Source organism: Agromyces molybdatiresistens (assembly GCF_052748445.2).
Window position 1 is genome coordinate 506,085 of the sequence record NZ_CM188258.1, and the last position, 18,173, is coordinate 524,257.

The window sequence follows — 18,173 nt, forward strand, 5'->3', positions numbered from 1 at the left end:
TAGGCGTCCATCGAACTGAAATCCAGCTCAGGATTCTTCAGCCGCATTAGCATTGCTTCATGCAGATCCCGCTCGACCTCGCGCGCACGCTCGCCGCCGTGATCGACGGCGGCACGTTCGACGCCGCCGCCGCCGAGCTGCGCGTCACGCCGTCCGCGGTCTCACAACGCGTCAAGCAGCTCGAGCAGCGACTCGGCCGCGTCCTCGTCGTGCGGTCGAAGCCCGTGCGCGCGACGGAGGCGGGCGCCGCCGTCGTGCGCCTCGCACGCCAGCTCGCGCTGCTCGAGCACGACGCGCTCGCGGCCTTCGGCGGCGACGACGCGGCATCCGCCCGCCCCGCCACCGTGCCGCTCGCGGTGAACGCCGACTCGCTCGCGACCTGGTTCCTTCCCGCGCTCGCACGCATCGCCGAGGCGCACGCCGTCGTGTTCGACCTGCACCGCGACGACCAGGACTTCACGGCGGGCCTGCTCGAGTCCGGCGCGGTCATGGGTGCGGTCACCTCGCAGGCGACGCCGGTCGCGGGATGCCTCGTCCGCCCGCTCGGGGTCATGCGGTACACGGCCGTCGCGACGCCCGCGTGGGTCGCTCGGTGGTGCCCCGGCGGGGCGGATGCCGCCGCGCTGGCCGCTGCGCCCCGCGTCGACTTCGATCGGCGCGACGACCTGCAGGGCGAGTACCTCCGACTCGTCGGGGCGGATGTCGCGGACCCGCCGCGGCACTTCGTGCCCGCGTCGAACGACTTCGCGACCGCCATCAAGCTCGGGCTCGGCTGGGGGCTCCTGCCGGGCTTCCAGTCCGACGCCGAACTCGCCGACGGCCGGCTCGTCGCGCTCGGCGGGCCGCCCGTCGACGTGCCGCTGCACTGGCAGCAGTGGAACCTCGGCTCGCCGCTGCTCGACGCGATCGCCGATGGCCTGATCCGCGACGCGCGGCGCGCGCTCGAGCCGTCCGCCCGCCCGGTGACCGGCTGATCCGGTCACCGCAACCGGATCAGCCGGTCACTCGCCCGGCGACCGATCCGGACGCGAGCGCGTCGGTGATCGAGGACGACGCGAAGCCCATCCAGGGGTCCTGCTCGACCGGCGATCAGAGGTTCTGGCCGATGTCCCACAGTCGGTCGGGGCGACCGTCGATCGCCTCGGACACCGCGAGCGCCTGGTCGTCGGAGAGCGACGCGACGTAGTCGACCACACCCCGGCCGACGCCGAGCGCCCGCACCTCCGACGCGTCCGGAACCGGAACGCCCTCGGGTCGCGCACTCCGCAGCGCGTCGTACCCGTCGGTCGCGATCTCGACGAGCTCGCGCAGCCGGAGCGGCACGCGATCGCGGTCGTCCTCGTCGCGCAGCCACGCCGTGAGGCCCTTCACCGCCCGCGTGATGACCCGGCTGAGGCCGCGCTGGTACATCACGATGTCGGACCGGTCGAGGATGAAGTGCCGGTGCACGAACTTCAGGATCTCGACCTCGTGCCACGCGCGCTGGTCGAGCGTCACGAGACCGGCCCGCACGACGCCCTCTGGCGTCGGCACGACCGACGACTGGAGGTGGTCGATCCATCGGTTCGTGAACGACGACAGCGCCCGCTCCGCCGCGATGGAGCCGTCGAACGGGCTCGCGAGGAGTCCGTCGACGAGGTCGTCGGCGACCACGCCGACCGCCGCGCGGAAGGCCTCGTCGCCCGCGATCCACGGGTCGCTCGCGTGCAGTTTCCGGCGCAGGGCCTCGAGCGCGCTGCCCGGCGGCGCGCTGCGCCGCGCGAGCTCCTCGTCGTCGAGGTCGCGCAGCTGCAGGCTCGACTCGATCCAGCCGCGGAACTCGCGCGCCACGGCGCCCTGGCCGAGCAGCCCCGCCCGGTGGAAGTCGTCGACGTCGTGGATCGAGTACGCGATGTCGTCGGCGAGGTCCATGATCGAGCACTCGAGCGACTGCCGGAGCGGATGGCCGTTCCGCGCCGCGAACAGGTCGGCCGCGTCGATCCCGTAGGCCGAGAACTTCAGGACCTCGACTCCGCGATCGGTGCGACGCATGCCTCGCGGCAGGGGTCCGTCGCCGAGGGCGGAGACATCCACGTGGCGGGTCCACGGGTACTTCGCCACCGCGCTCCGCACCGCCGCCGTGAGGTTGAGCCCGCGCTGCGCGACCTGGCTGACGTCGAGCGTCGCGATGATCCGGTAGGTCTGCGCGTTGCCCTCGAACCCGTCGGGGAGGCCCAGCGTGTCACGGGCGAGGCGGTCGAGCACGCGCTCGCCGAGGTGCCCGAACGGCGGGTGGCCCAGGTCGTGCGCGCTCGCCGCGGCCTGCACGACGACCGCGTCGCAGCCGTGCGCGAGTGCGAACCCGCGCGTCGGCGCCGCGGCATCCGTCAGCTTCACGGCGATGGCACGCGCGACCGCGGTGACCTTGATCGAGTGGGTGAGCCGGTTGTGGATCAGCGGGCCCGCGCCGGGCTGGCCGATGACCTGGGTGACGGCCGACAGGCGCGAGAAGTACGGCGAGAAGCGCACGCGCTCGAGGTCGAGGCGGAACTGCGAGTGCTCGCCGACGACGTCCGCACTGCTCCGGGGCTCGGGCGTATGGCGCGCGGCGCGATCCATCGCGAGCGATCCGATCAGGCGAACAGCCGCTGCAGGCGCTGCACGCCCTCGAGCAGGGGCTCGTCGCCGAGCGCATAGCTGAACCGCAGGAACCCGCTCGGACCGAACGCCTCACCGGGGACCGCGGCGACCTCGGCCCGCTCGAGCATGAGGTCGGCGAGCTCGAGCGACGTGCTCGGCGTCACGCCGCCCCACTCGCGACCGAGGAGGCCCGAGACGTCGGGGTAGACGTAGAAGGCGCCCTCGGGCACCGGCACCGACATGCCGTCGATCTTCGACAGCTCGGCGACGATCAGGCGACGACGACGGTCGAACGCCCGGCGCATCTCCTCGACGGGCTCCTGCGGGCCGGTGAGCGCCGCGAGCGCGGCGCGCTGCGAGATGTTCGAGACGTTCGACGTGAGGTGCGACTGCAGGTTCGCGGCGCCCTTCATGACGTCGGCGGGGCCGACCATCCACCCGAGGCGCCATCCGGTCATCGCGTAGGTCTTCGCGACGCCGTTGACGAGGATGGCCTGCTCGGCGAGGCCCGGCACCGCCTCGACGATGGAGAGCGCGCGCGGCGGCGTCGCCTCAGGGTGCTCGGCGTAGGTGAGGTTCTGGTAGATCTCGTCGGAGATCACCCAGATGCCGTGTTCGAGCGCCCATTCGCCGATCGCCTTCACCTGCTCGGGCGGGTAGACCGCGCCCGTCGGGTTCGACGGCGACACGAACAGCAGCGCGCGCGTGCGCTCGGTGCGCGCGGCCTCGAGCTGCTCGACCGTGACGAGGTAGCCCTGCTCGGAGCCGGCGAACACGTCGACCTGCCGCCCGCCCGCGAGCTTGATCGCCTCGGGGTACGTGGTCCAGTACGGCGTCGGGACGAGGACCTCGTCGCCCTCGTCGATCAGGACCTGGAACGCCTGGTAGACGGCCTGCTTGCCGCCGTTGGTGACGACCACCTGGTTCGCGCCGACCTCGATGCCGGAGTCGCGGCGGGTCTTGTCGGCGACGGCCGCCCGCAGGTCGGGAAGGCCCGCCGCGGGCGTGTACCGGTGGTTCCTGGGGTCGCGGACGGCCTCGAGCGCCGCCTCGACGATGTGCGCGGGCGTCGGGAAGTCGGGCTCGCCCGCGGCGTACGAGATCACGGGCCGGCCCTCGGCCTGGAGGGCCTTCGCCTTCGCGTCCACCTTGAGGGTCGCGGACTCGGCGATGGCGGAGATTCGTGCGGAGAGACGGCGCTGATCGGTCACGGTCTCCAGCCTACGCGGCGGCCGCCGGGACGTCAGGGGGAGGCTCGCTCGTTTCGTGCGTCCGTGCCGGACGGTCCGTCCGGACGCCTTCGGCGGGACGGGAGTGGGACGAGTGTCCCACTCGTGCTACGCTCCGCCGCGTGATGACGCACCCCGGCCGGATCCTGCGCGTCGGGATCGCCGCATCGATCCTGCTCGCCCTCGGCGGCGGAGTCGCCTTCGCGCTGACCGATGCGCTCGGCATCCGATCGGAGCCCTCGGACGTCCCGGTCGAGACGTCCGCAGTCGCGCCGCTCACCCCCTACGCCGTGCCCCCCGTCTTCTCGTCGGCCGGGGCGCCGGAGCTGCCGCGGCTGCAGGCGGCGCTCGCGGAACTGCGTGCGGCCACCGCCGATGCGCCGGAGACCCGGGGCACGGCGTCCCTCGCCGTCGAGATCGACGGGTCGACGAGCCCGACGGAGTACGCCCCGGACGGCGAGTCGGACGACACCTACCGACTGACCGGCACCCCCGACGCCCTGCGCATCGTCGCCCCGAGCGAGGCCGGAGCGGTGCGCGGCGTCTACGACCTCGCGTCGGCCGTGCGCGACGGACGCCCGGTCGACGAGCGGCTCGGCGAGACCGTGACCTCGCGCCTCGGGTTCCGGATGGCCGACCTCGGCGCCGTGGGCGTCGCCGTCGACGAGGAGGCCCACTCGGCCGGCGACGACTACTCGCACAACTCCCGTGCGTTCGAGGACGTCATCCTGGCCGACGCGCCCTACATCGACGAGGCGGCGCTCGCCGTCGCCCGCGACGAGTTCGACGACTACGTCGCACATCTCCTCGCCGAGGGGTACACGGCCGTCTCGGTCCCCGGCCTCCTGGAGTACCTGACCTTCTCCGACGTCGGAGACGGAACCGCGGTCTACGCGCCGGACGACGAGCACGTGGCGCGGGCCCTGGCGATGCGGGAGGCGTTCGGCCCGATCTGGGAGTCGGCGAGCGACGCCGGGCTCGAGGTGTTCCTCCGCACCGACATGCTCGTCGTGACGACGCCGCTCGAGGACTACCTGGAGGATCGCTTCGGCGGCCTCACGACGGAGGACCCGGCGTTCTGGGGCGTCTACGCGGCCGGGCTCGACGAGCTCTACCGCGAGATGCCGTACCTCGACGGCGTCCTCATCCGCATCGGCGAGGCCGGGCAGGTGTACGACATGCCTGAGTGGGACTATCGCAGCGCGCTCGCCGTCACGACCGTCGACGCGGTGCGGACGATGCTCACGACGCTCCTCGAGCAGGCCGAGCGATCCGCGCGGGAGCTCATCTTCCGGACCTGGAGCGTCGGCGTCGGCGCCGTCGGCGACATGCACACGAACCCCGAGTCGTACCTGGCGGTGCTCGACGGCATCGACTCGGACCGGCTCATCGTCTCCACGAAGTACACGCTCGGCGACTTCTACAGCCACCTGCCGATCAACGACACGCTCGAGGTCGGGACGCAGCGGCGCATCATCGAGTTCCAGTCGCGGCGGGAGTTCGAGAACTTCGGCGCCTTCCCCAACGACCTCGGTCCGCTCTACGCGGAGGCGTTCGACCGCCTGCTCGCGGCGAACCCGAACATCGAGGGCATCTGGACGTGGACCCAGGACGGCGGGCCGTGGCGCGCCGGTCCGCTCTCGCTCGAGCTGAAGGCCGGCTTCTGGCAGCTGGCCGAGCTCAACACCGAGCTCGCCGTCCGGCTCGCCCGCGATCCCGCGCTGGACCCGGCGCACGTCACCGCCGACTGGGCGCGACGCTGGTTCTCCGCCGATCCCGACACCGTGCACGCCATCGGGACGGCGATGGCCGAATCGCGGACCGCGATCACCGAGGGGCTCTACATCGGCCCGTTCGCCGACCGCCGGGTCTTCGCCGTCGGCCTCGAGCCGCCGCCCATGATGTGGATCTTCGAGTGGGACATCCCGACCGGCGACAGTGCCTCGCTCGACACGATCTACGCCGTGTCGCGCGACCGGCTCGACGAGGCGATCGACGGCGGGGCCCATGCGCTCGAGGCCGTCGAGCGCATGCGAGCCGCGATCGAGGCGACGGATGCCGCGGCGTGGCACGATCCCGGCCTGCGCGAGGAGTTCGCCGCGACCCTCGACTACGAGGCGGACACCCTCGCGATGCTCGCCGACTACCGGGAGACGGTGCTCCGCGCCGCGGAGTGGCACGACACGCGCTCGGGCGCGGCCCACGACGCCTGGAGCACCGCGCGGGAGGCGTTCCGCGAGTCCGCCGCCGAGCACGAGGCCGCCTACGGCGGCGACCCCTACCGTCCCGCGTTCAACCTCACCGCCGCGCGCCTCGGAACCGAACGGGCCGAGCGCGACCCCGCGATGTCGTGGTCGGCCGGGGTGATGCTCGGGCTCGTGCTCGCGTGGGTGGGCTACGGCATCGCGGCGCGATCCGATCGAGTCCGTCGCTGGCCGGCCGCCGGCGCGGCACGCGCCATGTGGGTTGCGGGGACGCGGCCGTGGCGGGCCGCCGAACTCGTGTCCGAGCTGGGGCGGGGTGATCGCGTCGTCCTGCTCGCGGTTCCGGTCCTCGCGCTCTCGCTGAGCCGGGGCATCCTCACGTGGTTCGCGGCGCCGGCGCACCTGATCGCGACGCTCGGCGCGTGGGCCGTGTTCGGCATCGTCCTCGTCCTGCTGCTGCGCGGCCCGGGATCGGGATGGACGGCGCCGGTCGCGGCGGTCGGCGGGGCCGCGATGCTGCGCGTCGGGCTCCTCTCGGCCGTGCTCGCGCCGTCCGGACCGGGCGGCTACTGGTTCGGCTTCTGGACGGACGAGGTCGCCCGGAGTGCGTACGTCGTCATCTCGTTCGCACTGTTCGGCTGGGTGCTCGTCGCGGCGGCGTGGGCGTCGACCCCCGCGGTGGGTGCGCGACGCGCGACGGGTGCCGTGGTCGCCGCCGCAGGCGCTGCGGTCGCCGCGATCGCCCTCCTGGTCGCGGCGATCGGACTCGAGGCGGCCCTGACGGTCTGGAACGACCAGATGGCCCTGCTGCCGTGGGGGCTCTCCCGGATCCTCGGCATCACGGTCCACCTCGGCATCCCCGCGGATGCGGCGTGGTGGATCGCCGGGCTGGGCGCGGCGGCGTTCGCGGCGGGACTCGGCCTCGCGGCCGCGCCCCGTCGTCGGTGGATCGCCGCACCGGCCGGCTGACCCGCCGTCGCGAGCCGACGAGGCCGGACGCGCCGGGGCGAGGCGCGCCGTGTCCGGACGAGAGGGACGCCGCGGCGGTGTTCCCCCGAGCCGCGGCGTCCGGCGCCTGCCCCCACAGGCGCGCTCCGAAGATCCGTCGTGGGATCGCCGTGGCGATTCCACGTGTGCCACGGTACGCGGGAGGCCCGCGCGCCCGAAGGACATTCGTCCCATGGGATCCCGGCCCTCCGTCGCGCCGACGCCGGCCGCGGTTTGGCGCACCTTCTCGCGTCGCATACACTTGGTGAGGTTGTTGAAGTCAGCCAAGATCAATCGCGCCTTCGAGACGGGTGACCTGCCCGTCTCGGAAGCTGATCGAAGCGGCTTCGATCCGATGTGATCCGGTCAGCCGGATCGCAGAGGGCGGTGGCTCAATTGGTAGAGCAGCGGTCTCCAAAACCGCAGGTTGCAGGTTCGAGTCCTGTCCGCCCTGCGAGCCGGCCGGCGATGGCCGGCCCATGAAAGGTGTACGAGGTGGCCCGGAAAGTACTCGACGAACCCAGCGAGGATGTCGTCGCCAATGCCAAGCGCGAGAGCGCGGCGCGGCGCAACCCCTTCGCCCGGATCGCCCTGTTCATCCGACAGGTCATCGGCGAACTGAAGAAGGTCGTCACCCCGACGCGCAAGGAGCTCGCGAGCTTCACCGCGGTGGTGCTGGTCTTCGTGGCCATCATGATGGCGATCGTCTGGGGGCTCGACCAGGTCTTCTCATGGCTGGTCGTGTTCGTCTTCGGAACGCCGGGGGTCTGATCGGGCCGTCGGCCCGACACCTGCCCGCCGGGTTCCGGTGGCACGGCAGAAAGAAGGATTGAGGAAGTGTCGAAGAACGAGCGCCAGGACGTCGACTGGGCGACCGCTGCCGAGCAGTCCTCCGAGGAGGACGAGGCGCAGGAGGGCAACTCGCTCGAGCGCGACGAGGAATCCGCCGAGCCGGCCGAGCACCGTGCCGTGCACGTCGTCGATGACGAGGGCAACGACGTCGACCTCGACGCCGTCCTCGACGCGATCGCCGAGGCGACCGACCCCGAGGCCGACGCCGTCGTCGACGACGCCCTCGACATCGACTCCGCCGACGAGGCCGAGGCGGCGTTCGACGCCGTCACGGAGGAGGACGAGGACCACGACCCGTACGAGGCGTTCCGCAACGAGCTGCGATTCCTCCCGGGCAAGTGGTACGTCGTGCACTCCTACGCCGGCTTCGAGCGTCGCGTGAAGGCGAACGTCGAGCAGCGTCGCGAGACCATGGCGATGGCCGACTACATCCATCAGGTCGAGGTGCCGATGGAGGATGTCGTCGAGATCAAGAACGGCCAGCGCAAGATGGTCACGCGCGTTCGCGTGCCGGGCTACGTGCTGGTCCGCATGGAGCTCAACGAGGAGAGCTGGTCGGTCATCCGCCACACCCCGGGCGTCACCGGCTTCGTGGGCAACGCGCACAACCCGACCCCCCTCCGCTTCGAGGAGGCCTTCAACATGCTGAAGAGCCTCGTCGACATCAAGGACGTCGCTCCCGCCAAGGGTGCCAAGGGTGCCGCCACGGGCGGCGCCGCACGCCAGATCCCCGCCGAGGTCGACTTCGAGGTCGGCGAGACCATCACCATCAAGGACGGCTCGTTCGCGGGCCTGCCCGGCACGATCAACGAGATCAAGCCCGAGAGCGGCAAGCTCACGGTGCTCGTCTCGCTCTTCGAGCGCGAGACCCCGGTCGAGCTCAGCTTCGACCAGGTCACCAAGCTCTAGGGGCTCCCAGCGCCACCGCAGCAACCCTCCGGTATCATCGGAGGGTTGTGCTGCGTCCAGGACACACCGCACAACAGACCACCGCGACCGGAACCGCCGGGATCGCGGGAGAGTGCCCCGGCCGATTCGGTCGGGCGTTCGAAACAGGAAGAGAGAAATCATGGCACCGAAGAAGAAGGTCACTGGTCTGATCAAGCTTCAGATCAAGGCCGGCGCCGCCAACCCGGCCCCGCCGATCGGCCCGGCTCTGGGTCAGCACGGCGTGAACATCATGGAGTTCTGCAAGGCCTACAACGCGGCCACCGAGGCTCAGCGGGGGAACGTCATCCCCGTCGAGATCACGGTCTACGAGGACCGCTCGTTCACCTTCATCCTGAAGACCCCGCCCGCCGCCGAGCTCATCAAGAAGGCCGCCGGCGTCGCCAAGGGCTCGGGCGTCCCGCACACCACCAAGGTCGGCAAGATCACGCCCGCCCAGGTTCGCGAGATCGCCGAGACGAAGATGGCCGACCTCAACGCCAACGACATCGACGCCGCGTCGAAGATCATCGCGGGCACCGCTCGCTCGATGGGCATCACGGTCGAATAGGCCCTCCGGTTCTCGAGGAGCACCGGCGGAGCCGGAGCGCATCGAGACCCGAGCGGATGCCACGCGGCATCCGTCGCACAGAACTCTCATTCGTGGCAGCGCCCGCCAGGCGCGATGACCACACTCTCGCAAGGAGAACCAACATGGCACAGAAGTCCAAGGCCTACCGGGCCGCGGCCGAGAAGATCGAGGCCGGCAAGTACTACACCCCGACCGACGCCGTCGCGCTCGCGAAGGAGACCGGCTCGGCGAAGTTCGACTCGACCGTCGAGGTCGCGCTGAAGCTCGGCGTCGACCCCCGCAAGGCCGACCAGATGGTGCGCGGCACCGTCATCCTCCCGCACGGCACCGGCAAGACCGCCCGCGTCATCGTCTTCGCGACCGGCCCCGCGGCCGAGGCCGCGATCGCCGCGGGCGCCGACGAGGTCGGCGGCGCCGAGCTCATCGAGAAGGTCGCCGGCGGCTACACCGCGTTCGACGCGGCCGTCGCCACCCCCGAGCTCATGGGCCAGGTCGGCCGTCTCGGCAAGGTGCTCGGCCCGCGCGGCCTCATGCCGAACCCGAAGACCGGCACGGTGACCCCGAACCCGGCCAAGGCCGTCGAGGACATCAAGGGCGGCAAGATCGAGTTCCGCGTCGACAAGCACGCCAACGTGCACTTCGTGGTCGGCAAGTCCTCGTTCACGCAGGAGCAGCTGAACGACAACATCAAGACCGCGCTCGAGGAGGTCATGCGCCTGAAGCCCTCGAGCGCCAAGGGCCGCTACATCCAGAAGGGCGCCGTGTCGACCACGTTCGGCCCCGGCATCCCGCTGGACGTCAACGCCATCTGATCTCGCTGATCGCGTCGCGCGACGCGCTGAGATCGAAGGCCCGCCGGTTCGCCGGCGGGCCTTCGTCGTCGTTGCGGCGGGTGCGCGCGCGGCGGTACGTTTCGGCTCGACGGCCGACCGGCCCGGATGGACCGGACGGCGGACGCCGGGGGAGTGGACATGACCGCGCCGAGCACGCTCGATGCCGGCCGCGCTGCGGCGGCGGATCGTCGCTGGGCCGACGCGGTGGAGTTCCTCTCGCGCGTCGACGCGGACGGCGGGCTCGCGGCATCCGACCTCGAACTGCTCTCGACCGCCGCGCTCCTGCGCGGCGAGGCCGCCATCGCGAAGGATGCCGGCGAGCGTGCGTACTCGGCGCACGTCGCGGCGTCGGACTCGGTGTCGGCCGCGCGGGTCGCCGGTTGGCTCGCTCTCGAGCTGGTCGAGCTCGGCGACTTCTCCGGATCGGTCACCTGGTCGGCGCGCGCCATGCGCATCGCGAGCTCGCTCGACGATCCGGTGACGGTCGCGTTCGTGCGCATGGGCCCTGCGGTGGCGCAGCTCGGCAGCGGCAACGCGATGGAGTCGCGCCGCACGTTCGAGGACGTCCTCGGCGTCGCCGAGCGCCACGGCGACCCGGAGCTCGAGGCGAACGCGCTGCTCGGACGCGGCAAGTCGCTCATCGAGCTCGGCGAGGTCGCCTCGGCATTCGCGGGATACGACCGGGCCATGCGGGCGACCGCCGAGGGCGGCGCCGGGCCGGTCTCCACGGGGGTGATCAGCTGCGCGCTCATCTCGGACGCGCTCATGGCGCGCGACCTCGGGCGCGCCGAGGCGTGGATCGACCTGCTCGACGCGTGGTGTCGCGCCCAGCCCTCGCTCGTGACGTTCAGCGGCCAGCGGCACGCGCTGCGCGCGAGCTTGCAACTCGCCCACGGCGAGTGGGACGACGCCGCGGTGTCGGTCGAACTCGCGCTCGCCCGGTTCCGGGCGGGCGACTTCCGTGCGGCCTACGGGGCGCCGTTCGCGGCGGCCGAACTGCAGCGCCTGCGGGGGTCCTTCCACGCCGCCGAGGCGTCGTACCGCCGCGCCGCTGAATCGGGCTGGGAACCGCAGCCGGGCCTCGCGCTGCTCCACCTCGCCGCCGGACGCATCGACGTCGCGCAGGCCGAGATCCGGCGGAACGCGGCGGGCGACGACCTGTTCACCCGTCGATTCGTCCTCCCCGCGCTCGCCGAGATCGAGCTGGCGGCAGGCGACGTCGAGGCGGCGCGCGGCGCGCTCGCGGAGCTCAGGGAGGCGAGCGGCGCGATGCCGACGCCGATGCTCGACGCGATCGTCGTCGCGACGGGGGCGCGCGTTCGACTGGTGGACGGCGATGCGGAGGGGGCGCTCGGTGCGGCGCGCGACGCGGCGGGGCGCTTCCTCGCGATCGGCGCCCGCTACGAGCGGGCTCGGATGCTGGCAGTCGCCGGCCGGGCCCTGCTCGCCGTCGGCGACCGAGCGGGCGCCCACGCCGCGTTCCGCGTCGCCCGGGAGACGTTCGAGGCGCTCGGCGCGGACCCCGACGTCTCGGAACTCGACGACCTGTCGGGCGCCCGCGCCGAGGGCCGGCTGACGGCGCGCGAGGTCGAGGTGCTGCGACTGGTCTCGACCGGGCTGACCAATCGCGGGATCGCCGAGCGGCTCTCGCTCAGCGAGAAGACGGTCGCGCGGCACCTCAGCAACATCTTCGCCAAGCTCGGCCTCGCGTCGCGCGCCGCCGCAACGGCGTACGCCTACGAGCACGGGTTCGTCTGACGAACGGAGCGTCCGGCGATCGCGTGCTGCGTGCATCGTTCGACCCATGCCGGCCGGCGCAGGTTGGGTGATCCGTCCGACGCGGGCGCCGCGCCCGGCTCCATAGCGTGAATCGCGAGGGTCCGCCGAGTCGGATCCGGACGGGAGCCGATGATGGATGCCACGAGCACGGGCCGCGATCCGGACGCGACGGGACGCCCGATCGAGGAGTACGACACCGTCGTCGTGGGCGGCGGGCAGGCGGGCCTGACGATCGGCGCCGAGTTGCGGTCGCGAGGCCGCGACATCCTGATCCTGGACGCCCAGGACCGCGTCGGCGCCGCGTGGCGGCGTCGTTGGGACTCCTTGCGGTTGAACACGCCCGCCAGGTACGACGCGCTGCCCGGCATGCCCATCGGGTCGGACGGGCTCGCATTCCCCACCAAGGACGAGTTCGCCGACTACCTCGAGCGGTACGCCGCGGCCAGGGCGCTCCCGGTCGTGACCGGCGCCCGTGTCGTCCGACTGGGCCGGGAGGACGGGCGATACGTCCTCGCGACCGCGGACGGCAGGGCGTACACGGCGGCGAACGTGGTGCTCGCCACCGGCGCGCACCAGATCCCGCGCGTGCCGGAGTTCGCGGCCGGCCTCGCGCCGGACATCCTGAGCCTGCACTCGCACGAGTACCGCAGCCCGGACCGGCTCGCACCCGGTCCGGTCCTCGTCGTCGGGTTCGGCAACTCCGCGACGGAGATCGCGCTCGACGTCTCGAGGACGCACGAGACGGTGATCTCCGGCCGGCCGAGCGGACAGCTGCCGTTCCGCCACGGTCGTGCCGCGGCGCGGTTCGGATTCCCGGTCGTCCGGTTCTTCGGGTTGTACGTCGCCAACGCGGATCTCGGAGTCGGACGGATGCTGCTCGCGCGGATGCGCGGACGTGCCGAGCCGCTGATCCGGGTGCGGCGGCAGGAGCTCGCGGCGGCGGGCGTCCGGATGGTGCCCCGGACGACCGGGGTCGAGGGCGGTCGCCCGGTCGTCGGGAGCGAGGTGATCGACGTCGCGAACGTCGTCTGGTGCACGGGGTTCGACGAGGACTTCACGTGGGTCGACCTGCCGGGGTTCGAGGGCGGGCGTCGCCCGTCGCACCACCACGGCGCGGTGGACGACGCACCGGGCGTCTACCTGCTGGGACAGCACCTGCTGCACTCGGAGGGATCCGGGACCCTCGTCGGGGTGGGCCGCGACGCGCGCTGGATCGCCGATCGGATCGCCGCGACCCCGCCGATCGTCCCGAGCACGGGTGCCGCGGGGCGGCGGGTCGGGCGGGTCGCGAGCGCGTGACCGCCGCGGGCGCCCGGGCCGGTCTGGCTGGCGCTGGCGGTACGCCCTTGCCGCCGCCGGGAGCCCGCGGTACGGTTCGCGAAGGGGCTCCGAGCGGTGTCCGACCGGCCGCCGACGGGGTCAGGGCGATGGTCGCATCGACGAGTCTCGAGCAGGCGCGCACCGCGTTCGCGGAGCGCCGGTGGGCGGACGCGGTCGACGCGTTCGAGCGTGCGGCCGACACCCCGGACGCGCTGCCGGGCGACGACCTCGATCGATTCTCCACGGCGGTCGACCTCGTCGGACACGTGGACCGAGCGATCGAGCTGTGCACCCTCGCGCACGAGGCGCACCTCGCCGCGGGACGCCCGGATCTCGCGGTGCGCAGCGCCACCTGGATCAGCCTGGAGTCGATCACGTCGGGGAACCCGGCCCAGGGGATGGGCTGGCTGGCTCGCGCGAGACGGCTCGTCGAGCGGCTGGACGAGCCGGGCTCCGTCGCCGGCTTCGTCCTCATCCCCGAGGGCCTGGGCGCGCTCTACGCCGGCGAGGCGGAACGGGCGCTCGAGCTCTTCCGCCGGGCGGGGGAGATCGCCGAGCGCACCGGCGACCCGGATGTCGCGGCGTTCGCGCTGCTCGGCGGCGGGCAGGCCACCATCATGGCCGGCGACACGGCGAACGGCGTCCGGATGCTCGACGAGGTCATGGTCGCCGTCACGGCGGGCGAGGTCGGCCCCGTGCCATCCGGTATCGCCTACTGCGCGGTGATCGGATACTGCCACCTCACGTTCGAGCTCCAGCGGGCCGTCGAGTGGACGCGAGCCCTGGATCGGTGGTGCCGGGGGCAGCCCTCGCTCGTCGCGTTCAGCGGGCAGTGCCAGGCGCACCGGGCGGAGCTCTTCCGCCTGCACGGCGCGTGGTCGGACGCCATGGTCGCGGCGGAGCTCGCCGAGCAGCGGCTGCTTGCCGGCGACTTCGGCGCCGCGTTCGGCGCGCACTACCAGCAGGCCGAGGTGCTGCGCCTGCGGGGCGAGTTCGCCGAGGCCGAGGCTCGATACCTGAGGGCCGCCGAGTCGGGGTGGGAGCCGCAGCCCGGGCTCGCGCTCCTGCGACTCGACGAGGGACGCGCCGATCTCGCACAGGCGCTCATCCGGCGCAGTGCCGAGAGCGCCGACCCCGCCACCCGCTGCCACCTGCTCCCCGCGCTCGTGAGAATCGAGGTGGCCGCGGGCGATCTCGGCGCGGCGCGGCGCGCCGCGGACGACCTGGCGGCGATGGAGCGGAGCAACGCGTCGGTCATGCTGCGCGCGATCGCGGCGTTCGCCGACGGCGAGGTCCTGCTCGCGGGCGGGGACCCCGCCGGGGCGTTCGGCCGCCTGCGGGTCGCGCGCGAGGCGTGGAGCGAGGCCGGCGCACCGTACGAGGTCGGCCGGTGCCGCGTGCTCATGGCGCGGGCGCGACGCGTGCTCGGCGAGGACGAGGCGGCGGAGCTCGAGGAGGAGCTCGCCGAGGCCGCCTTCGCCGAACTCGGAGCCGTGCCGGCGCTCGCGGCGCTCGCGCGCGAGCGCGGCGCAGGCGGCCGGGGTGCCGGTCCGCTGACCGGGCGGGAGGCCGAGGTGCTGCGGCTCGTCGCGCGCGGGATCACCAACCGCGAGATCGCAGCCGAACTGCATCTGAGCGAGAAGACGGTCGCGCGTCACCTCAGCAACATCTTCGCCAAGCTCGGCGTCGTGAGCCGGGCCGCGGCGACCGCGTGGGCGTTCGAGCACCGCCTCGTCTGAGGGGCGCTCGCGCGCGGCGCGGCGCGTCGGCGACATGGGTAGAACGACCCATCCGCGGCCGGCGCGAAGTTGCGTGCTTCTCCCGACGCGGCGGATCACGACCCGCGCGTAGCGTCGCGGACATGGACGTACCGATGCTGGCGGGAACGGTCGCTGCCGTGGTGTTCGCGATCGCCAACCTGCCCATGGTGTGGAAGGCGTTGCGGACCCGCGACGTCGGCTCGTACAGCCTCGGCAGCATCGGGATGATCAACGCGGCCAACGTCGTCTACTCCCTCTACGTGTTCAGCCTGCCGCCCGGACCGATCTGGCTGCTCCACTCGTTCTACCTCGCGGCATCCGCCGTCATGCTCGTGCTCTGCGCCAGGCAGCGTCAGCGGCGGCACCCGCACCCGACGAGCACGCACCGCTCAGCCGGCGTCGAGATCGGCCGGGCGCGCCGGACGGACCGGGTGCGGGCGGTGAAGCCCGCCCGCCTCGGTCCGTGGTCGGCGGCCGACCGGTCAGTCAGTGGGTGATCGCGTCGTGGTGCGCGCGCATCGCGGGGCGGATGGCGAGGGCTGCGACGACCACTGCGATCGCACCGCAGATCCACGACATCCACGCCGGTCCGAACGCGCCCGTCTCGACGTAGCGTCCGACCCACGGCGAGATGATCAGCAGCACGCCGAGCCCGCCCTGCACGTACTCCATCGCGACCATGCCGGGCCAGGCGAGGTTCACGACTCCGGAGACGACGAGCAGTGCGCCGAGCACGATCATCATCGAGACGGATGCCCCCATCGGTTCGAGGAACATCGTCGACAGTGCGACTGCGAGACCGGCGGCGATCGCCACCCAGTCCTCCCATCGCGTCCACTTCTTCATAGAACCCACCCCCTTCAGGTGGCGGCTCCCATATCTGGGTGTCGCTTCAACGTTAGAACCGACCGACCGTCCGGTCACGGGACCGAAGTCCCGCACCGGCGACCGGCCCAGTCCGTCGGCCGCGCCGTGACGACCGAGTGCCGGCGGGTGGTCGCGCCATCCGCGCGCGACGTCAGCTCAGGACGCGGAAGCCGCGCTCGCCCGTGGGGGCGAGGTCGGCGGTGCTGAGCGAGCTGACGTCGGCACCCGGCGGCCCCTCGTCCAGCCACGAGAGCATCGCATCGACGGATGCCGCGTCGCCCTCGATCTCGGCCTCGACCGCGCCGTCGTTGCGGTTCCGGATCCACCCGGAGATCCCGAGGCGCTGCGCCTCGACGCGCGCGCTGAACCGGAAGCCGACCGCCTGGACGCGGCCGTGGACGATGACGCGCTGCCGGATCATGCGGCGACCCCCTTGCGACGAGGGTAGACCGCGCGTCGCGCGACCGCACGGATGCCGCGCCCGCGGCGCACGCGTACGATGACCGGCATGGGGGAGGTCACCGAGTACGTCGCCGGGCTCCACGAGCCGGCGCGGTCGGCGGTCGAGGGCGTGTTCCTCGTCGCGCGCGAGGTCGTGCCCGATGTCGAGGAGGGACGCAGCTACGGCATGCCGGCCCTCCGATATGCGGGCAAACCGCTGCTCGCGGTGATGGAGGCGAAGGCGCACATCGGGCTCTACCCCTTCAGCCCGGCCGCGATCGACGGTGCCGCCGACCTGCTCGAGGGGTTCGACCGCACGAAGGGCACGGTCCGGTTCACCCCGGAGCATCCGCTGCCCGAGGAGGCCGTGCGACGCCTCGTGAGCCTGCGTCGCGACGAGATCGACGCGGCATCCGGCCGCCGCCGAGCGTGAACGCCGAGGACCGGCCCCGGCTGCTCGGCGCCGCCGTCGACCGGGTCCTCGCCGAGACGCTGCGCGAGGTCGCGGCGCGCGTCACCGACGGGACGGTCGCCGACTACATCCCAGAACTCGCCGACGCCGACCGCGAGGCGTTCGGGGTATCGATCGCGAGCGTCCTCGGGCGCTCCTACGGGGCGGGCGACGTCGACGTCGAGTTCACGATCCAGTCGGCGTCGAAGCCGTTCGTGTACGCCTTCGCGTGCGAGGAGATCGGTGCGGCGGCGGTGCACGAGCGGGTGGGCGTCGAGCCGAGCGGCGAGCCGTTCAACGCGATCAGTCTCGACGAGCGCGGGCGCCCGGAGAATCCGTTCATCAACGCCGGAGCGATCGTCACGACCTCGCTCGTGCCCGCAGGCGACGCCGACGAGCGCTTCCGGCGCATCCGAGATGCGCTCTCCCGCTTCGCCGGGCGCGAGCTGGACCTCGATGAGGAGGTGTACCGGTCGGAGGCGGAGACCGGGCATCGCAACCGCGCCCTCGCCGGCCTCGCGCTGGCCGCCGGGTCGCTGGCCACCGACGACGTGGACGCCGCGACGGACCCGTACTTCCGGCAGTGCGCGTTGCGCGTGACGACGGCCGACCTCGCCCTCATGGGCGCCGCCCTCGCGAACGGCGGCGTGCATCCCATCACCCGCGAGCGCGTGGTCGGGGAGCGAGCCGCCAGGGACACGCTCTCCGTGATGGCGACCTGCGGCATGTACGACCGGTCGGGGGCATGGGCCTTCCGCGTGGGGATGCCCGCGAAGTCGGGCGTCGGCGGCGGCATCGTGGCCGTCAGGCCCGGCGAGTTCGGCGTCGGCGTGTACGCGCCCCCGCTCGACGAGGCGGGCAACAGCGCCCGCGGGGTCGCCATGCTCGAGGCGCTCTCCGACCGGTTCGGCCTGCACATGTTCGACCACGTCGCTGAGCCCGTCACCCCGGTCGCCGAGGTCGACGTCGACCCGGCGACCCGCACCGTCACGATCGACCTCCGCGGCGAGCTCGACTTCGTCGCCGCGGAGCAGATCGTGCACGACGTCGGGCGGGTGCTCGAGCACACCGACGCCCGGGTGGTCCGGCTCGACTTCGGCGACGTCACGGTCGTCGCCGAGATCGCCGAGCAGTTGCTCGGGGCGACCGCCGCCGCCGCGGAGGCGGCGGGCGTCGAGGTGCGGGCCGTCGGGGCGCCCGACCGGGTGCTCGAGCAGTTCGGCGACCCGCGATGACGGCGAAGCGCCCCGCGGCGGATGCCACGGGGCGCTCCTCGTCTCGGGTCGGACGCGTCGCGTCCTCCTCGACCGAC

General features: G+C 72.7%; 16 protein-coding genes and 1 tRNA gene. 13 read left to right on the forward strand and 4 right to left on the reverse strand.

Annotation, left to right across the window (positions count from 1 at the left end):
- The first annotated feature begins 59 nt into the window (after positions 1-59).
- A complete protein-coding gene (locus ACULK2_RS02350) occupies positions 60-974 on the forward strand; it encodes a LysR family transcriptional regulator ArgP (protein ID WP_445969997.1) in 915 nt (304 codons plus the stop codon).
- A 115-nt stretch (positions 975-1,089) separates the two neighbouring features.
- On the opposite strand, the gene dgt is transcribed toward ACULK2_RS02350, so the two are convergent.
- Together dgt and ACULK2_RS02360 are read right to left on the reverse strand one after the other, a co-directional pair.
- Positions 1,090-2,598, reverse strand: coding sequence for a dGTP triphosphohydrolase (gene dgt, locus ACULK2_RS02355; protein ID WP_445970210.1), 1,509 nt, complete (start codon positions 2,596-2,598; stop codon positions 1,090-1,092).
- A gap of 14 nt (positions 2,599-2,612) precedes the next feature.
- Complete coding sequence (locus ACULK2_RS02360; protein WP_445970209.1) at positions 2,613-3,830, reverse strand: pyridoxal phosphate-dependent aminotransferase; 1,218 nt, start codon at positions 3,828-3,830, stop codon at positions 2,613-2,615.
- 143 nt (positions 3,831-3,973) lie between these two features.
- On the opposite strand from ACULK2_RS02360, the gene ACULK2_RS02365 reads away from it, so the two are divergent.
- The 10 genes from ACULK2_RS02365 (at position 3,974) to ACULK2_RS02410 (ending at position 15,599) form a co-directional block, all read left to right on the forward strand.
- On the forward strand, positions 3,974-7,021 hold the full coding sequence (locus tag ACULK2_RS02365; RefSeq protein ID WP_445970212.1) for a hypothetical protein: 3,048 nt from the start codon (positions 3,974-3,976) through the stop codon (positions 7,019-7,021).
- Positions 7,022-7,420: 399 nt separating this feature from the next.
- Positions 7,421-7,493, forward strand: a tRNA-Trp gene (locus ACULK2_RS02370).
- 41 nt (positions 7,494-7,534) lie between these two features.
- Entirely contained in the window at positions 7,535-7,810 is a 276-nt protein-coding gene (gene secE / locus ACULK2_RS02375) for a preprotein translocase subunit SecE (RefSeq protein WP_324613193.1), read from the forward strand.
- A 66-nt stretch (positions 7,811-7,876) separates the two neighbouring features.
- Positions 7,877-8,800 carry a transcription termination/antitermination protein NusG gene (nusG, locus tag ACULK2_RS02380; RefSeq protein WP_445970208.1) on the forward strand — a complete coding sequence of 308 codons (924 nt, stop codon included), beginning with the start codon at positions 7,877-7,879 and terminating at the stop codon, positions 8,798-8,800.
- Between the two features lie 160 nt (positions 8,801-8,960).
- The gene (rplK, locus tag ACULK2_RS02385) at positions 8,961-9,389 is read left to right on the forward strand and encodes a 50S ribosomal protein L11 (protein WP_155050323.1); all 429 of its coding nucleotides are present in this window, start codon (positions 8,961-8,963) and stop codon (positions 9,387-9,389) included.
- Between the two features lie 143 nt (positions 9,390-9,532).
- The gene (gene rplA / locus ACULK2_RS02390) at positions 9,533-10,222 is read left to right on the forward strand and encodes a 50S ribosomal protein L1 (RefSeq protein ID WP_445970207.1); all 690 of its coding nucleotides are present in this window, start codon (positions 9,533-9,535) and stop codon (positions 10,220-10,222) included.
- Positions 10,223-10,381: 159 nt separating this feature from the next.
- Complete coding sequence (locus ACULK2_RS02395) at positions 10,382-12,001, forward strand: LuxR C-terminal-related transcriptional regulator (protein ID WP_445970206.1); 1,620 nt, start codon at positions 10,382-10,384, stop codon at positions 11,999-12,001.
- 153 nt (positions 12,002-12,154) lie between these two features.
- A complete protein-coding gene (locus ACULK2_RS02400) occupies positions 12,155-13,321 on the forward strand; it encodes a flavin-containing monooxygenase (protein ID WP_445970205.1) in 1,167 nt (388 codons plus the stop codon).
- Between the two features lie 128 nt (positions 13,322-13,449).
- Positions 13,450-15,081, forward strand: coding sequence for a LuxR C-terminal-related transcriptional regulator (locus ACULK2_RS02405; protein WP_445970204.1), 1,632 nt, complete (start codon positions 13,450-13,452; stop codon positions 15,079-15,081).
- Positions 15,082-15,203: 122 nt separating this feature from the next.
- Positions 15,204-15,599: a hypothetical protein gene (locus ACULK2_RS02410; RefSeq protein WP_445970203.1), complete on the forward strand. Its 396-nt coding sequence runs from the start codon at positions 15,204-15,206 to the stop codon at positions 15,597-15,599.
- On the opposite strand, the gene ACULK2_RS02415 is transcribed toward ACULK2_RS02410, so the two are convergent.
- Positions 15,589-15,948, reverse strand: a complete 360-nt coding sequence (locus ACULK2_RS02415; RefSeq protein ID WP_445970202.1) for an SPW repeat domain-containing protein — start codon at positions 15,946-15,948, stop codon at positions 15,589-15,591. The two genes, ACULK2_RS02410 and ACULK2_RS02415, sit on opposite strands and share 11 nt — an antisense overlap.
- Positions 15,949-16,120: 172 nt before the next feature.
- Entirely contained in the window at positions 16,121-16,390 is a 270-nt protein-coding gene (locus ACULK2_RS02420; protein WP_445970201.1) for an acylphosphatase, read from the reverse strand.
- An 87-nt stretch (positions 16,391-16,477) separates the two neighbouring features.
- Here ACULK2_RS02420 and ACULK2_RS02425 point away from each other — a divergent pair, with 87 nt between their 5' ends.
- Both ACULK2_RS02425 and glsA read left to right on the forward strand, forming a co-directional pair.
- On the forward strand, positions 16,478-16,843 hold the full coding sequence (locus tag ACULK2_RS02425) for an iron chaperone (RefSeq protein WP_445970200.1): 366 nt from the start codon (positions 16,478-16,480) through the stop codon (positions 16,841-16,843).
- Entirely contained in the window at positions 16,840-18,096 is a 1,257-nt protein-coding gene (glsA, locus tag ACULK2_RS02430; RefSeq protein WP_445970199.1) for a glutaminase A, read from the forward strand. Before ACULK2_RS02425 ends, glsA begins: the two co-directional genes overlap by 4 nt.
- Positions 18,097-18,173 lie beyond the last annotated feature (77 nt).

Coding starts and splice junctions, on each gene's coding strand:
- ACULK2_RS02405 (WP_445970204.1), top strand. CDS start 13,450: ATGGTCGCATCGACGAGTCTCGAGCAGGCGCGCACCGCGTTCGCGGAG.
- ACULK2_RS02420 (WP_445970201.1), bottom strand. CDS start 16,390: ATGATCCGGCAGCGCGTCATCGTCCACGGCCGCGTCCAGGCGGTCGGC.
- ACULK2_RS02400 (WP_445970205.1), top strand. CDS start 12,155: ATGGATGCCACGAGCACGGGCCGCGATCCGGACGCGACGGGACGCCCG.
- ACULK2_RS02395 (WP_445970206.1), top strand. CDS start 10,382: ATGACCGCGCCGAGCACGCTCGATGCCGGCCGCGCTGCGGCGGCGGAT.
- rplK (WP_155050323.1), top strand. CDS start 8,961: ATGGCACCGAAGAAGAAGGTCACTGGTCTGATCAAGCTTCAGATCAAG.
- ACULK2_RS02415 (WP_445970202.1), bottom strand. CDS start 15,948: ATGAAGAAGTGGACGCGATGGGAGGACTGGGTGGCGATCGCCGCCGGT.
- ACULK2_RS02365 (WP_445970212.1), top strand. CDS start 3,974: ATGACGCACCCCGGCCGGATCCTGCGCGTCGGGATCGCCGCATCGATC.
- ACULK2_RS02350 (WP_445969997.1), top strand. CDS start 60: ATGCAGATCCCGCTCGACCTCGCGCGCACGCTCGCCGCCGTGATCGAC.
- ACULK2_RS02410 (WP_445970203.1), top strand. CDS start 15,204: ATGGACGTACCGATGCTGGCGGGAACGGTCGCTGCCGTGGTGTTCGCG.
- dgt (WP_445970210.1), bottom strand. CDS start 2,598: ATGGATCGCGCCGCGCGCCATACGCCCGAGCCCCGGAGCAGTGCGGAC.
- ACULK2_RS02425 (WP_445970200.1), top strand. CDS start 16,478: ATGGGGGAGGTCACCGAGTACGTCGCCGGGCTCCACGAGCCGGCGCGG.
- rplA (WP_445970207.1), top strand. CDS start 9,533: ATGGCACAGAAGTCCAAGGCCTACCGGGCCGCGGCCGAGAAGATCGAG.